Below are 15,857 nucleotides of genomic sequence, written 5' to 3' on the forward strand. Positions count from 1 at the left end.
TACGCCACCCCGTGCATGAGGAACCGATGCGCCCGGGATCCGCCGCCCCCGCCAAAAGAAACACCCCGCCATCGCTGGCGGGGTGTTGTCAGGCTTGCATCCAGGGCAGGAAGCCGCCCTGTCCGCGCGCACCTTAGCGGTGCTTGACCTTGTGGTGCAGCTCCTGCACCGAGTTCACGTTGGCGGTGGCATCGACGCTGATGGCCATGCAGGTGGCGAAGGCCGCGTGCAGCGTGGTGGTGTAGGCCACCTTGTGCTGCAGGGCGCCGCGGCGCAGCTGCTTGGAATCCTGAATCGCCTGACGGCCCTCGGCGGTGTTCACTATGTAGGTGTACTCGCCATTCTTGATGCGATCCAGAATGTGCGGACGGCCTTCATGCACCTTGTTCACCAGACGCGGGTTGATGCTCGCCTCACCTAAGGTCACCGCGGTGCCGTGGGTGGCATCGAGGTCATAACCCAGCTCCAGCAGCTTGGCGGCCAGGTTGACCACCCGCTCCTTGTCGCCGTGGCGCACGGAGAGCAGGGCGCGGCCTTCGCTCGGCACCTGGTGGCCGGCACCCAGCTGTGCCTTGGCATAGGCCTCGGCGAAGCTGCTGCCCACCCCCATCACCTCGCCGGTAGAGCGCATTTCCGGCCCCAGCAGCGGGTCGACACCCGGGAACTTGGCAAACGGCAGCACCACTTCTTTGACCGAGTAGTAGGGCGGGATGATCTCGGTGGTGAAACCTTGATCCTGCAGGCTCTGACCGGCCATGACCCGGGCGGCGATCTTTGCCAGCGGCGCGCCTGTGGCCTTGGAGACGAAGGGCACGGTCCGGGCGGCACGGGGGTTCACCTCGATGAGGTAGATCTCGTTGTCCTTGACCGCGAACTGCACGTTCATCAGGCCGACCACGCCGAGCTCCAGGGCCAGCTTGCGTACCTGCTCGCGCATCTCGTCCTGGATGGCCTTGGACAGGGTGTAGGGCGGCAGGGAGCAGGCGGAGTCACCGGAGTGGATACCGGCCTGCTCGATGTGCTCCATGATGCCGCCGATGACCACGTCCACGCCGTCACAGATGGCGTCCACGTCCACCTCGGTGGCGTCGTCCAGGAAGCGGTCCAGCAGTACCGGCGACTCGTTGGAGACGCTCACGGCTTCCGCGAAGTAGCGGCGCAGATCCTGCTCGTCATAGACGATTTCCATGGCGCGGCCACCCAGCACGTAGGAGGGGCGAACCACCAGCGGGTAGGTGATGCGGGCGGCGACCTGCACCGCCTGCTCCAGGGCAGTGACGGTGCCGTTTTCCGGCTGCTTGAGGCCGAGGCGCTCGACGGCGGACTGGAAGCGCTCGCGGTCTTCGGCACGGTCGATGGCGTCCGGGCTGGTGCCGATGACAGGCACGCCGTTCGCTTCCAGGGCACGGGCAAGCTTGAGCGGGGTCTGGCCGCCGTACTGGACGATGACGCCCTTGGGCTGCTCGACCCGCACGATTTCCAGCACGTCTTCCAGGGTCACCGGCTCGAAGTAGAGACGGTCGGAGGTGTCGTAGTCGGTGGAGACGGTCTCCGGGTTGCAGTTGACCATGATGGTCTCGTAACCGTCTTCGCGCAGAGCCAGGGCCGCGTGCACGCAGCAGTAGTCGAACTCGATGCCCTGACCGATGCGGTTCGGGCCGCCGCCGATGATCATGATCTTGTCGCGATTGGTCGGCGCCGCTTCGCACTCTTCGTCATAGCTGGAGTACATGTAGGCGGTGTTGGTGGCAAACTCGGCGGCGCAGGTATCGACCCGCTTGTAGACCGGGAAGATGTTGTGGCGGGCACGGGCCTTGCGCACCTCGCCCTCGGCCACGCCGAGGATCTTGGCCAGACGGGCGTCGGCGAAGCCCTTGCGCTTCAGGGTGCGCAGGAAGTCGGCGTCCAGGCCAGCCATGCCGCGCTCTTTCACCTGCTCTTCCAGCTTCACCAGCTCTTCAATCTGCACCAGGAACCAGGGGTCAATCTTGGTCAGCTTGAAGATGCCGTCCATGGAGAGACCGGCGCGGAACGCATCGGCGATGTACCAGATCCGGTCACAACCGGCATCCTGCAGCTCGTGGCGGATGCGGGTCAGGGAGTCGGGGGTATTGAGATCCACCATGGGGTCGAAGCCGGTCTTGCCGGTCTCGAGGCTGCGCAGCGCCTTGTGCAGGGACTCCTGGAAGTTGCGGCCAATTGCCATCACTTCACCCACGGACTTCATCTGGGTGGTGAGACGGTCGTTGGCACCGGCAAACTTCTCGAAGTTGAAGCGCGGGATCTTGGTGACCACGTAGTCGATGGCCGGCTCGAAGGAGGCCGGGGTACGACCGCCGGTGATGTCGTTCATCAGCTCGTCCAGGGTGTAACCGATGGCGAGCTTGGCGGCGATCTTGGCGATGGGGAAACCGGTCGCCTTGGAGGCGAGCGCGGAGGAGCGGGAGACCCGCGGGTTCATCTCGATGATGACCATGCGGCCATCTTTGGGATTGATGCCGAACTGGACGTTGGAGCCGCCGGTCTCGACGCCGATCTCGCGCAGCACCGCCATGGAGGCGTTGCGCATCAGCTGGTACTCCTTGTCGGTCAGCGTTTGGGCTGGCGCGACCGTGATGGAGTCACCGGTGTGGATGCCCATGGGGTCGAAGTTCTCGATGGCGCAGACGATGATGCAGTTGTCGTTGCGATCCCGCACCACTTCCATCTCGTACTCTTTCCAGCCGATCAGGGACTCATCGATGAGCAGCTCCTTGGTCGGGGAGAGATCCAGGCCGCGCTCGCAGATCTCGACGAACTCTTCGGTGTTGTAGGCGATACCGCCACCTGAGCCGCCCATAGTAAAGGAGGGACGGATGATGCAGGGGAAGCCGACCATCTGCTGCACGCCCCACGCCTCTTCCATGTTGTGGGCGATGCCGGCGCGCGGGCACTCGAGACCGATGCTCTTCATGGCGATGTCGAAGCGACGACGATCTTCCGCCTTGTCGATGGCATCGGCGGTGGCACCTATCATCTCCACACCGAACTCGGCCAGCACGCCGTGCTTCTCCAGATCCAGCGCGCAGTTGAGCGCGGTCTGGCCACCCATGGTGGGCAGCACGGCATCCGGACGCTCTTTCTTGATGATCTCGCGCACCACTTCCCAGGTGATGGGCTCGATGTAGGTGGCGTCCGCCATCTCGGGGTCGGTCATGATGGTGGCCGGGTTGGAGTTCACCAGGATGACGCGGTATCCCTCCTCGCGCAGAGCCTTGCAGGCCTGGGCGCCGGAGTAGTCGAATTCGCAGGCCTGACCGATGACGATGGGGCCGGCGCCGAGGATCAGGATGCTCTGTAGGTCGTTACGTTTTGGCATGGCTCTCTTTATCCTCTTAGGCGCGATACTGCTTAATCAATTCAATAAAGTGGTCGAACAGACCGGCACAATCGTGGGGGCCCGGGCTCGCTTCGGGGTGACCCTGGAAGCTGAAGGCCGGGCGATCGGTGCGGTGGATGCCCTGGAGCGACCCGTCGAACAGGGAGACGTGGGTGGCACGCAGGCACTCCGGCAGGCTGTTCTCGTCCACCGCAAAGCCGTGGTTCTGGGCGGTGATCATCACTGTGTTGTCGTCCAGGCTCTTCACCGGGTGGTTGGCACCGTGGTGACCGAACTTCATCTTGACTGTCTTGGCGCCGGAGGCCAGACCCAGCAGCTGGTGACCCAGGCAGATACCGAACACCGGGGTGTTGGTGCCGAGGAAGGTCTTGATGGCCTCGATGGCGTAGTCGCACGGCTCGGGGTCACCGGGGCCGTTGGAGAGGAAGATGCCATCCGGGTTCATCGCCAGCACCTCGGCGGCCGGGGTCTTGGCCGGCACCACGGTCAGGCGGCAGCCACGGTCCACCAGCATGCGCAGGATGTTGCGCTTGACGCCAAAGTCATAGGCCACCACGTGGTACTTGAGCTCGTCGGCCGCCGGGGTGACGTGCCCCTTGCCGAGCTGCCAGCTCCCTTCGGTCCAGGCGTAGGCCTCAGACACAGTCACTTCCTTGGCCAGATCCATCCCCTTCAGACCGGGGAAGGCGCGGGCCTGGCTCAGGGCATGGGCTTCATCGAGCTGCTTGCCGGCCAGGATGCAACCGGCCTGGGCACCCTTCTCCCGCAGGATGCGGGTCAGTTTGCGGGTGTCGATGTCGGCGATGCCAACGATGTTGTGGGACTTGAGGTAATCGGAGAGGGATTGCTGATTGCGGAAATTGGAGGCAAGTATCGGAAGGTCCCGGATGATCAATCCCTGCGCGTGGATTTGACTGGACTCTTCATCTTCGCTGTTGGTGCCGGTGTTGCCTATATGGGGGTAAGTGAGGGTGACTATCTGACGGGAATAAGAGGGATCGGTGAGGATTTCCTGATAGCCCGTCATCGACGTATTGAAAACCACTTCACCAACGGAACATCCCTCGGCGCCTATCGACACGCCTTTGAACACAGTTCCATCTTCCAGCACTAGCAATGCAGTGTGATTCAAGACAACCTCCAGTTATTTAGCTTTAAATTCAGCAATTTACCTGGGTGTTGCGGGTCCGGACGCTGTTTGAAACAGGGCTCAAACCCGGCAGATTTCTGGCAAATTGGGCGCATTCTACTTAAAAACGATCTCATTTCAACGTCTTTTCTCGTTTGAAATGCATCTAAATTCAATAAACAAGCAACATTACCCATTATCTATGCACTAAGGCGCTTTGCAACCCCCTCCCCAAAAAGAAAAGCCAAAACCCGAAACAAAAGCACCCACCCATGCCACCTGACAGACAAAAATCGATATTTTATCTTTAATAAACAGACAAATATGAATTTAAAAAACAAACAACGAAAGCCAAAAAGTGCCATTTGGCGATAGAAAACTGACTCCGAAAAATAGAAAACGTTTTTCTTTGATTGCATTTTTAGTCTGTTTGACCTGGTGTGAAAAAAGCGGGCTACAGGGAAGATTGAGACCCGTTCCCGTTACCCTCTGATGACATTTTTGTCGCAGGAGTGTGGCGAAGAAATGGGAAGAGGCGATTTAGGCAGTTCACCACAAAAGCGGTGCTTAACGCTTGTTTTTACAAAAACCATAAACAAAACCCCCGGCGAGCCGGGGCAAACCAATACCAGATCGGGGAAGGAGGCTACTGGTCGGGCTCGCTGTGCCCTTCTGAGGGTCGAGTACGTCCTGCATGTTGTAGAGACCCGCCCCCTGCTGGCCGAGCCACTTGCCCGCCCGCACGGCGCCATTGGCAAACGTCAGGCGGCTCGAGGCCTTGTGGCTTATCTCCACCCGCTCGCCGATGTCGGCAAACATGACGGTGTGCTCCCCCACCAGATCCCCGGCGCGGATGGTGGCAAAGCCGATGGTGTTACGATCCCGCTCGCCGGTGATCCCCTCGCGGCCATAGACGGCACACTCCTTGAGATCCCGGCCCAGGGTTTTCGCCACCACTTCCCCCATGGAGAGCGCGGTGCCGGACGGCGCATCCACCTTGTGTCTATGGTGCCCCTCGATGATCTCGATGTCGGTGTAATCCCCCATCACCTTGGCGGCCTGCTCCAGCAGCTTGAACACCAGGTTGACGCCGACCGAGTAGTTGGACGCGAACACGATGCCGATCTGCTTGCCCGCCTCGTGCAGCGCGGCCTTGCCTGCGTCATCAAAGCCGGTGGTGCCTATCACCATCTGCTTGCCATGGGCCAGGGCGAAGGCCAGGTTGGCCAGGGTCACCTCGGGGCGGGTGAAGTCGATGATGAGATCAAACTCGTCCCGCACCTTGTCCAGACTGTCGCTGATGATGACCCCAAGCCGACCCAGGCCATTGAGTTCACCCGCATCCAGGCCTATCACGGCAGAGCCAGGTCGCTCCAGCGCCGCACCGACCACCACGCCCTCGGCGTTGGTAATGGCCTCCAGCAGCACCTTTCCCATACGACCATTACAGCCCATCACGGCCACACGGATCGGATTGTCCATCTCCACCCTCTCATCTCTTTATTATGGAAAGAGACCGTTTTACCAGCCCGCGCCGGCTTTGAAAAGCCTTCCGTGGCCGTCGGCTCGGCGCCGCCATATCAACAACAAATTATGATTAACTCCGAATATTTGACGAATTTAATCAGCACATCAGAATCACAAAAGAAAAAGGCCTATCCATCTGGACGTCTATCTTGACCAGATGCCCCCGACTCACTACTGTAAGCCCCCCATAGCGGCAGGATGCCTACCCTGTGTCCGAACATACCCGGGCCAACACAGGCTGCGACAGGAGGTCATTGTTCAAGTCTCGAGGAACACATGATCCAGACCCAACCCAGTGCCAGAGCCCTGCTGCCCCTTCTGGTCTTTCTTGCTCTCTTCATCGGTACCGGCACCTGGCTGACCCTGCAGGGGGTCGAGTTCGCCTTCTACCAGTTGCCCGCCCCCGTGGCCGCCCTGCCCGCCGTCATGCTGGCGCTGATGCTGGGCAAGGAGGGCTTCAACAAGAACCTTGAGACCTTCTTCAAGGGGGTGGGTGACAGCAACATCATGGCCATGTGCCTCATCTATCTGCTGGCGGGCGCCTTCGCCACCGTGGCCAAGGCCACCGGCGGGGTGGATGCCACCGTCGCCCTCGGCCTCTCCCTGATCCCGGGCTGGTTCCTGCTGCCGGGTCTCTTCCTCATCTCCGCCTTCATTGCCACCGCCATGGGCACCTCCATGGGCACCATAGGGGCAGTGGCCCCCGTGGCGCTGGGCGTCGCCCAGGCCACCGGCATCGATCCCGTGCTGATGGCGGGCACCATTCTCTCCGGCGCCATGTTCGGCGACAACCTCTCCATCATCTCGGACACCACCATAGCGGCGACCCGCAGCCAGGGCTGCGAGATGAAGGACAAGTTCCGCGAGAACGTCAAGATTGCCGCCCCCGCCGCCGTGCTGGTGATCCTGCTCTACCTGCTGCTGGGCTCCACCGGTGAGGCCCCCGCCGCCAACGCCAGCGCTGATCTGCTCAAGGTGATGCCCTACCTGCTGATCCTGGTACTGGCACTCGGTGGCATGAACGTCTTCGTGGTGCTCGGTCTTGGCATCCTGGCCGCCGGTGGCGTTGGCATGATCGGAGGCTATCCCCTCGGCCAGTTCAGCAAGGACATCTACCAGGGCTTCACCAGCATGCAGGAGATCTTCCTGCTCTCCATGCTCATCGGCGGTCTCGGCGCCCTGATGGAGCGCCAGGGAGGCCTTGCCTGGATCAGCGCCCGCATCGCCGCCCTCATCGCCCGCTTCACCCGTGCCCACGACGGCGAGCAAAACGAGAAGGCGGCCGAGCTCGGCATCGCCGGCGTGGTGGGACTGACCAACCTCTGCACCGCCAACAACACGGTCGCCATCATAGTGGCGAGCAAGGTGGCCAGGGATCTCGCGGATCATCACGGGGTCACCCCGCGCCGCGCCGCCTCCATGCTGGACATCTTCTCCTGCGTGGTGCAGGGCCTCATCCCCTGGGGCGCCCAGGCGCTGCTGCTGGGCTCCATCTTCGCCCTCTCGCCGCTGGCCGTGGTGAGCATGAGCTTCTACCCCATGGCGCTGGCCCTGGCCGCCATCGTGGCCGTCTTCCTCAAGCACCAGACGGGCGCTGTGGCCCCCGCCGCCCAGCGCGTCTGACATCTGACCTTCGGGGCCGCCTCGCCGCGGCCCTGCCATCGACTTTTCATCCCGTCAGCCCCTTGCTAAGGTAGCCCAAGCCCATCCTCGCCAAGGAGCCCCCATGCCGGATACCCAACCCGAACGCCAAAGCCTGCGCCAGCTCATACGCCAGCGCAGAAAGAGCCTGAGTCAGGCCGAGCAGCAGGCGGCGGCCCAGCAACTAGTCACGCGTTTTCAGGAACACCCCGAGATCCAGGCGGCCAGACGCATCGCCCTCTATCTGGCCAATGACGGCGAGCTCGATCCCCTGCCCGCCATTCACTGGCTCTGGAGCCAGCGCAAGGAGGTCTACCTGCCGGTGTTGCACCCCTTCACCCCGGGTCACCTGCTCTTCTTGCGCTACACCGCCACCAGCCCCATGACCCGCAACCGCTATGGCATCGCCGAGCCCGAACTCGATGTGCAGCAGGTGCTGCCCCACAGCATGCTGGATCTCATCTGCACCCCGCTGGTGGCCTTCGATGCCGAGGGCAACCGGCTCGGCATGGGGGGCGGCTATTACGATCGCACCCTGGCCTGCTGGCACGAACACGGGCTGGGCCCAAGTCCCCTGGGACTCGCCCACGACTGCCAGCAGGTGGACGCCGTGCCCCAGGCGCAGTGGGACGTGCCGCTGCCCCAGATCATCACCCCCAGCCGCAGCTGGCACTTTGGATGACCCTGACGGGGAGCTCGGCCCCCTCGGTTCAATAAACAGGCAAACGATTTACATCTTGGGGCTTTTTGCCCCGGAACGTGACCGCCATGGTCGCTCTGGGCAGGATGCTTGGATATAATGCGCCCGCTTTTTCCATAAGGATCCATCATGACTCAAGATGAAATGAAGAAGGCGGCCGGTTGGGCTGCGCTCAAATACGTGGTACCCGGCACCATAGTCGGGGTGGGCACCGGCTCTACCGTCAATCACTTCATCGACGCACTGGCGACCATGAAGGACGAGATCAAGGGCGCGGTATCGAGCTCCATCGCCTCCACCGAGCGCCTCAAGGGGTTCGGCATCCCGGTGTTTGACCTCAACGACATCGATGCCCTCTCCGTCTACGTGGATGGCGCCGACGAGATCAACGGGACCCGCGACATGATCAAGGGGGGCGGCGCCGCCCTGACCCGCGAGAAGATAGTCGCGGCCGTGGCCGACCAGTTCATCTGCATCATCGACAACACCAAGACAGTCGAGGTGCTGGGCCAGTTCCCGCTGCCGGTGGAGGTGATCCCCATGGCCCGCGAATACGTGGCCCGCGAGATCAGGAAACTGGGTGGCAACCCGGTGTGGCGTGAGGGTGTGGTGACCGACAACGGCAACATCATTCTGGACGTCAAGGGCATGGCCATCACCGACGCCAAAGGGCTGGAAGTGCAGCTCAACGCCATCGTGGGCGTGGTCACCAACGGCCTGTTCGCCCATCGCGGCGCCGACGTGGTACTGATCGGTACTCCGGATGGGGTCGTCACCCAATAAGGCATCTGCCATGGTCGGCGTGGTATTGATTGGCACGCCAGAGGGCGTGGTCACGCAATAAGGCTGACTGCGGGAGGGCTCGCGGGGTCACCAGCCCCCCATTATTGCCCCCGCGAATGGACAACGGCGCCTGATGGCGCCGTTTCTATTTATGGCTCAATGGGTTGCACCAGGCAGGCTGCAAAAAACGTTGATAACTTCAAAGAATTTGACTTTCGTCACAAATATTCCCTCTCCCAAACGTTTTTGCTACTTTACGGTTTTCTTCACACCGCAAGCCTGAACGCATTTTTCAAACAATAGAGGGAACGTCATGACAGCCAAGTTTTCGCTGGACAAGGATAAGATCAAAGTACTGCTGCTGGAGGGGGTGCATCCCAACACGGTAGAGACCTTTCGGGCAGCCGGCTACACCAATGTCGAGTATCTGAAGACCTCTCTGTCGGAAGAGGATCTGATCGAGCGCATTCGTGACGTGCATTTCGTGGGCCTGCGTTCACGCACCCAGATCACCGAGAAGGTGCTGGATGCCGCCGGCAAGCTGGTCGCCATCGGCTGCTTCTGCATCGGCACCAACCAGGTTTCCCTGGATGCCGCCCACGTGCGCGGCATTCCCGTCTTCAACGCCCCCTTCTCCAACACCCGCTCCGTGGCCGAACTGGTGCTGGGGGAGATACTGCTGCTGCTGCGCGGCATCCCCGAGAAGAACGCCAAGTGCCATCGCGGCGTCTGGGAGAAGCTTGCCAACCGTTCGGTGGAAGCCCGCGGCAAGAAGCTCGGCATCATAGGCTACGGCCACATCGGCACCCAGCTTGGCATCATCGCCGAGATGATCGGCATGAAGGTCTACTACTACGACATCGAGAACAAGCTCTCGCTGGGCAACGCCATCCAGGTACCGAACCTGGTGGAGCTGCTCAACATGTCTGACGTCATCAGCCTGCACGTACCGGAGACCGCCTCCACCAAGGATCTCATCGGCGCCGAGCAACTGCGCATGATGAAACCGGGCGCCATCTTCATCAACGCCTCCCGCGGTACCGTGGTGGACATCGATGCCCTGGCCGACGTCATCAAGAGCGGTCACCTCTCCGGCGCCGCCATCGACGTCTTCCCGAGCGAGCCCAAGTCCAACGACGAGGAGTTCCTGACCCCGCTGCGCGGCCTGGACAACGTGATCCTGACCCCCCATATTGGCGGCTCCACCCAGGAGGCCCAGGAGAACATAGGTCTGGAAGTGGCCAACAAGCTGGTCAAGTACTCAGACAACGGCTCCACCCTCTCCGCCGTCAACTTCCCGGAAGTCTCCCTGCCGGGCCACAAGGGCTCCAGCCGCCTGCTGCACATCCACCGCAACCAGCCGGGCGTGATGAACCAGATCAACCAGATCTTCGCCGACGAGGGGATCAACATCGCCGGTCAGTACCTGCAGACCAGCAGCGAGATCGGCTATGTGGTGATCGACGTGGAAACCGAGCACAGCGAGAAGGCGCTCTCCCGTCTCAAGGAGATCAACGGCACCATACGTGCCCGGATCCTGCACTAATACCTGAGCCCGGCGCCAGGCCAGCAAAAAGCCCGTCTCGACGACGGGCTTTTTTATGTCAGGAGAAAGGTTGCTCTCGCAAGCTACCACCAGCCCAGCAGATTGCGGCCAATCAAGGCGCCCCACACCAGGGCATTGAGGGCCAGGGCGATGAAGACGGCGGCGGAGCCGAGATCCTTGGCGCGCCCCGACAGCTCGTGATGCTCGGAACCGATGCGATCCACCACCGCCTCGATGGCGGAGTTGAGCACCTCGACGATCACCACCAGCCAGCTGATGCAGATGAGCAGCAGGATCTCGTTGAGGGAGTTGCCGAGCCAGCCTGCCAGCGGCATCAGAGCCAAGACAAGCACCAGCTCCTGACGGAAGGCCGCCTCGTTAATCCAGGCCGATTTGAGACCCTTCATGCTGTAACCGGTTGCGTTGATGATGCGGGTAACCCCGGTCGCGCCTGGCTTTGCCACGATAACTACCTCATTTGAAATGGCTTTTAGGCTCACATCCTATCAGAGCCTCCCAAGGTTTCCATCGGGGGATTTTTGCTTTATTTTATCCCCTTGCATTTTGGCATCCCGCCCCCCTTATTCACTCGAGAATAGAGTCGTATGTCCATTCACACCGATGAATTGCGCACCCGTCGCCTAGAGTCCCTGATCACTCCGAGCGAGCTGGCGCACGCCTTCCCGTTAAACGACACCGTCGCCCAGAACCTGCTGGATGCCCGCCACGATGTAGAAGCCATTCTGGCCGGTGAGGATCAGCGCCTGCTGGTCATCGTCGGCCCCTGCTCCATCCACGATCCGGCCGCCGCCCGCGAATATGCCCAGCGCCTCAACACCCTGCGCGAGCAGTATAAAGAGAGTCTGTGCATAGTGATGCGCACCTACTTCGAGAAGCCGCGCACTATCGTCGGCTGGAAGGGGCTGATCAACGATCCGCGCCTCGACGGCAGCTTCGACGTGAATGAAGGGCTGAAGCTGGCCCGCCAGCTGCTGGTGGACATCAACGAGATGGGCATGCCCACCGCCACCGAATTCCTCGACATGGTGACCGGCCAGTACATCAGCGACCTCATCACCTGGGGCGCCATAGGCGCGCGCACCACAGAATCCCAGGTGCACCGCGAGATGGCCTCCGCCCTCTCCTGCCCGGTGGGCTTCAAGAACGGCACCGACGGCAACACCCGCATCGCCATCGATGCGGTGCGCGCCGCCCGCCACAGCCACATCTTCTATTCCCCGGACAAGGACGGCAAGATGACCATCTACCGCACCGCCGGCAACCCCTATGGCCATGTGATCTTGCGTGGCGGCCACAGACCGAACTACGACACCGCCAGTATCGACGAGGCCTGTGAGGCCCTGGCCGACGTGGGCCTGCCGGAGCGCCTGGTGGTGGACTTCAGCCACGGCAACAGCATGAAGGATCACCGTCGCCAGCTGCTGGTGGCGCAGGATATCTGCGATCAGCTGCGCCGCGGCCGCACCGGCATCGCCGGCATCATGGCCGAGAGCTTCCTGGTGGAAGGGCGTCAGGACGTGGAGAACGGCTGCGCCGTCACCTTTGGCCAGAGCATCACGGATGCATGCCTGTCGTGGGAAGACACCGAGACCCTGCTGGCCATGCTGGCCGAGGCGGCTCAGGTGCGGCTGGAGAAAACCCGCCAGGGTTAACGGCTGCGTCATCCTCCTTGGGCCCAGAGCATCACGGATGCCTGGCTGTCGTGCATGGGAAGACACCGAGACCCTGCTGGCCATGCTGGCCGAAGCGGCCCAGGTGCGGCTGGACAAGCAGAAAGCCTGAGCCACCGCTCAACGTGCTATCTACCCATTCAAAGAGCCAGGCATCACAGATGCCTGGCTCTTTTCATTTCCACGGTGACTCCCTCGCCCTTGGCTTCACCCAGCCCTGCAGGTTATCAATGCTGTATCCGCAGCATACGGAGCGGCTCCCTTCTCCCACTTATTTTAAAAGAGTGGGAGAAGGGCTGGGGATGAGGGGGAAGCCCGCCTCACAGGCTCGGCATAAACCAGGTGCGGCCGGCCGCCTCGACGCGATCCGTCTTGATCTGGAACACCCGCTCCAGCAAGGCTTCGTCGATGACCTCCACGCCCCCCTCGCTCACCACCCGACCCTGTTGCAGGCAGAGGATGCGATCCGCCCAGTCGATGGCCAGGTTGATGTCGTGGATGGCGATCACCACCAGCAACCCCTGCCCGGCCAGCTGCTTGAGCAGCCGCAGCAGGGCCAGCTGATGGTGCAGATCCAGTCCCGCCAGGGGCTCGTCCAGCAGCAGCACCCGCCCATCTGTGTTGAGACCTGGCCACAGTTGCAGCAGGGTGCGGGCGATCAGCACCCGCTGCTGCTCCCCGCCGGAGAGACGGCTGAAGTCCCGCGCCAGCAGGGCATCCAGCTCCAGCGCGGCGCAGATCTCGGCCACCGCCCTGCCCTGCGCCTCGGGCAACCCCTCCTCATCCAGTCCCAGGCTCAGCACCTGGAACACCGGAATATGGAACAGCTGGGGCTGACGCTGGGGCAGCATGGCGCGGCGCCTGGCAAGCTCCGGCCAGCTCAGATCGGTGAGCACTTCCCCTCCCAGCAGCACGGCTCCTTCGGCGGGCAGAATACCCGCCAGGGCGCCGAGCAGGGTCGACTTGCCGCTGCCGTTGGGGCCGAGCAGGGCCACCAGCTGCCCCCCCGCCCAGGCGAGATCCAGGGGGGAGAGCCGCGCAGGGATCCCGAGGGCCCGCGCCTCCAGCAGCCAGAGGGGATCGGGGGAGGAGTTAACGGGAGACATCGGCATCTTGCCTCAGCAGCAGGTAGATAAAGAGCGGCGCCCCGACCGAGGCGGTGATGACGCCTATGGGCAGCTCACCGGCATGAAGGGCCGAGCGCGCCACCAGATCGGCGCCGAGCAGCAGGGCGCCGCCCCCCAGCGCCGAGGCGGGCAGCAGGAAGCGCTGATCGCTGCCGCCGCACAGCCGCAGCAGGTGGGGCACCACCAGGCCGACGAAGCCGATGACACCGCACAGGGACACCGCCACCCCGGTGAGCAGGCAGACCGCCAGCACCAGCCGCACCCGCATGCGGTCCACGTTCATCCCCATCAGCCTAGCCTGGGTCTCCCCCAGCAGCAGCTGTTGCAGCGCCCGGCCCTGCCAGCAGAGCCAGCCGAGGGTCAGCGGCAGCACCAGCCACCACCAGGCGAGCTGCTGGCTGCCATAGGAGAGGCTGCCCATCATCCAGAACATGAATTCCCGCAGTGAGCCGTCGTCGGCAAAGTACATCAGCCAGGTCATGGCCGCATTGGTGAGGATGCCGATGGCCACCCCGAACAGCAGCAACCGGGTGTGGCCGAGCCGGGCCCGGCGCGCCAGGTGGATGAGCAGCATGGTCACCACCAGGGCGCCGCCGAAGGCCGCCAGCGACAACCCCCAGCCCGGCAGGTAGACCCCGAGGGACCTGGCCACCGCCATCGCCACCATGGCGGCGAGGCCAGCCCCGCTCGAGACGCCGAGCAGGCCGGGTTCGGCCACAGGGTTGTGCAGCATCACCTGCAGCACGGCGCCGCCACAGGCGAGTGCCGCCCCCGCCAGCAGGGCCAGCAGGGCGCGCGGCAGCCGCAGCTCCAGCAGGATGCGCAGCTCCAGCTCCCCCAGGGGTTGCCAGGGCAGCAGCACGAACTCCCCCAGGGCAAGGGAGAGCAGGAAGAGGGAGAGCACGAGCAGCGACAGGGCGAGCAGCCAGTGGCGCTGCCAGCGCTGCTGGCGGTGGATGAGAGCGAGATACACGCGGGATCCCCGAAATGAGACAGGTGCCGCCCCCGAACCGGGGGCCAGCAGGAAAGCTGCATGATAACAGCGCGTTACCACCCAAGGTCAAGGCTGGTAAGGCTTGGCCAGCGTCGCTATCTCGCCGCTCTCCACCATGGACTGCAACGCCTGCGACAGTGCAGGCCCGAGCGCATGGTGGGGTGAGTGCTTGCTCATGCCCAGGTAGAGCACCACGGGGTGGGGCGGGCGGTAGTCCGCCTTGATGAGGCCGGCGTCGTTGCGCTGGCTCAGGGCGTAATCCACCTGGCAGTCGGTGCCTATCATCAGGGGCAGATGACCCCGCTCCACCATGCGCTGCAACTGATCCTCGGTGGGCACCCCGTGCTTGTCGAGCCGGCCGTCGTCGTCGAAGGGGGCGAAATAGGCGGAGTTGAGCACATAGCCTATCTCCCTGCCGCGCAGATCCTCGTAGGTTTTCAGGGTGGCCACCGCCGCCGCCTTGCCGTAGAAGGCCGGCCTGCACTGGTAATAGGCCGGTTGCAGGTAATCGATGAAAGCCGCCCGCTCTCGCGTGTGGGCCAGCCCTATCATCAAGTCCGCCTGACCTGTCTGCATCTGCTTGAGTGCCCGTCCCCAGGGCACCCGCTTGAGGGTGAGCACTATGCCGCTGCGAGCCTGCAGCTGGCGCAAAATGTCGATATCCAGACCATGGAACTCGTCGTTCTGCGCGAGCATGCGAAACGGGGGCCAGACATCGGTCACCACCGTCAGGGTTGGCGCTCCGTTCGCCATCGCGGTAACGGGCGTCATACAGGCAAACAACAGACCAAGCACTCCCCAGCTTGTCTTGCCCATCCAGTTTCAACCTTCTGTTGCCACATCCTTGTGGGTTAAAAATACCCTCAAGCCCCACTTATGGAAACCCGTGGAGTCGAGATAAAATGCATTGATTTCAAAGGAGAACCTAATGAACCCTATCATCACCAGTATCGGTCTGCTGATCTGCAGCAACGTCTTCATGACCTTCGCCTGGTATGCCCATCTCAAGAGCATGAACCACAAACCCTGGATCATCGCCGCCCTGGTGAGCTGGGGGATCGCCCTGTTCGAGTACCTGCTGCAGGTGCCCGCCAACCGCATCGGCCACACAGTGCTGACCGTCGGTCAGCTCAAGATCCTGCAGGAGGTGATCACCCTCACCGTGTTCGTCCCCTTCTCCATCTTCTATCTGAAGGAGGACCTGAAGTGGGACTACCTCTGGGCCGGCCTGTGCATCCTGGGCGCGGTGTTTTTTGTGTTTCGCGAGAAACTGACCGGTGCCTGAGGCTGTACACTCAAGCACATTGCTCCCCCTATTTCTTTGAGTGACGAGGCAACAC

General features: G+C 62.5%; 12 protein-coding genes and 1 pseudogene. 6 read left to right on the forward strand and 7 right to left on the reverse strand.

Going from position 1 to position 15,857, the window contains the following annotated elements; translation table 11 throughout:
- Positions 1–133: 133 nt before the first annotated feature.
- From carB to dapB, 3 genes and pseudogenes are all read right to left on the reverse strand, one after another.
- Positions 134–3,358, reverse strand: a complete 3,225-nt coding sequence (gene carB, locus ACWPWQ_RS06975; protein WP_454009385.1) for a carbamoyl-phosphate synthase large subunit — start codon at positions 3,356–3,358, stop codon at positions 134–136.
- A gap of 16 nt (positions 3,359–3,374) precedes the next feature.
- Positions 3,375–4,511 (reverse strand): glutamine-hydrolyzing carbamoyl-phosphate synthase small subunit, encoded by a 1,137-nt coding sequence (gene carA / locus ACWPWQ_RS06980; RefSeq protein ID WP_025327392.1) that lies wholly within the window; start codon positions 4,509–4,511, stop codon positions 3,375–3,377.
- 678 nt (positions 4,512–5,189) lie between these two features.
- Positions 5,190–5,990, reverse strand: a pseudogene (gene dapB, locus ACWPWQ_RS06985) (4-hydroxy-tetrahydrodipicolinate reductase); the annotation flags it as partial.
- Positions 5,991–6,311: 321 nt separating this feature from the next.
- Between dapB and ACWPWQ_RS06990 the strand changes: the two are divergent.
- The 4 genes from ACWPWQ_RS06990 (at position 6,312) to serA (ending at position 10,705) form a co-directional block, all read left to right on the forward strand.
- Positions 6,312–7,658, forward strand: a complete 1,347-nt coding sequence (locus ACWPWQ_RS06990) for a Na+/H+ antiporter NhaC family protein (RefSeq protein WP_139436671.1) — start codon at positions 6,312–6,314, stop codon at positions 7,656–7,658.
- 103 nt (positions 7,659–7,761) lie between these two features.
- Positions 7,762–8,358, forward strand: a complete 597-nt coding sequence (locus ACWPWQ_RS06995) for a 5-formyltetrahydrofolate cyclo-ligase (RefSeq protein WP_454009386.1) — start codon at positions 7,762–7,764, stop codon at positions 8,356–8,358.
- Between the two features lie 147 nt (positions 8,359–8,505).
- Entirely contained in the window at positions 8,506–9,159 is a 654-nt protein-coding gene (gene rpiA, locus ACWPWQ_RS07000; RefSeq protein WP_025327396.1) for a ribose-5-phosphate isomerase RpiA, read from the forward strand.
- Positions 9,160–9,472: 313 nt separating this feature from the next.
- The gene (gene serA, locus ACWPWQ_RS07005; RefSeq protein WP_139436667.1) at positions 9,473–10,705 is read left to right on the forward strand and encodes a phosphoglycerate dehydrogenase; all 1,233 of its coding nucleotides are present in this window, start codon (positions 9,473–9,475) and stop codon (positions 10,703–10,705) included.
- An 83-nt stretch (positions 10,706–10,788) separates the two neighbouring features.
- Here the strand turns inward: serA and ACWPWQ_RS07010 are convergent, their stop codons facing one another.
- Entirely contained in the window at positions 10,789–11,169 is a 381-nt protein-coding gene (locus ACWPWQ_RS07010) for a diacylglycerol kinase (RefSeq protein ID WP_005328065.1), read from the reverse strand.
- 141 nt (positions 11,170–11,310) lie between these two features.
- On the opposite strand from ACWPWQ_RS07010, the gene ACWPWQ_RS07015 reads away from it, so the two are divergent.
- A complete protein-coding gene (locus tag ACWPWQ_RS07015) occupies positions 11,311–12,378 on the forward strand; it encodes a 3-deoxy-7-phosphoheptulonate synthase (RefSeq protein ID WP_394293987.1) in 1,068 nt (355 codons plus the stop codon).
- Positions 12,379–12,716: 338 nt separating this feature from the next.
- On the opposite strand, the gene ACWPWQ_RS07020 is transcribed toward ACWPWQ_RS07015, so the two are convergent.
- The 3 genes from ACWPWQ_RS07020 to ACWPWQ_RS07030 form a co-directional block, all read right to left on the reverse strand.
- Entirely contained in the window at positions 12,717–13,502 is a 786-nt protein-coding gene (locus ACWPWQ_RS07020; RefSeq protein WP_454009387.1) for an ATP-binding cassette domain-containing protein, read from the reverse strand.
- Positions 13,489–14,496 carry a vitamin B12 ABC transporter permease BtuC gene (gene btuC, locus ACWPWQ_RS07025; RefSeq protein ID WP_202046068.1) on the reverse strand — a complete coding sequence of 336 codons (1,008 nt, stop codon included), beginning with the start codon at positions 14,494–14,496 and terminating at the stop codon, positions 13,489–13,491. Before btuC ends, ACWPWQ_RS07020 begins: the two co-directional genes overlap by 14 nt.
- A gap of 87 nt (positions 14,497–14,583) precedes the next feature.
- Positions 14,584–15,333, reverse strand: coding sequence for a substrate-binding periplasmic protein (locus tag ACWPWQ_RS07030; RefSeq protein ID WP_454009388.1), 750 nt, complete (start codon positions 15,331–15,333; stop codon positions 14,584–14,586).
- Between the two features lie 112 nt (positions 15,334–15,445).
- Between ACWPWQ_RS07030 and ACWPWQ_RS07035 the strand changes: the two genes are divergently transcribed.
- On the forward strand, positions 15,446–15,802 hold the full coding sequence (locus ACWPWQ_RS07035) for a DMT family protein (protein ID WP_042654692.1): 357 nt from the start codon (positions 15,446–15,448) through the stop codon (positions 15,800–15,802).
- Positions 15,803–15,857: the final 55 nt, after the last annotated feature.

Source organism: Aeromonas sp. Marseille-Q7275, from assembly GCF_965119515.1.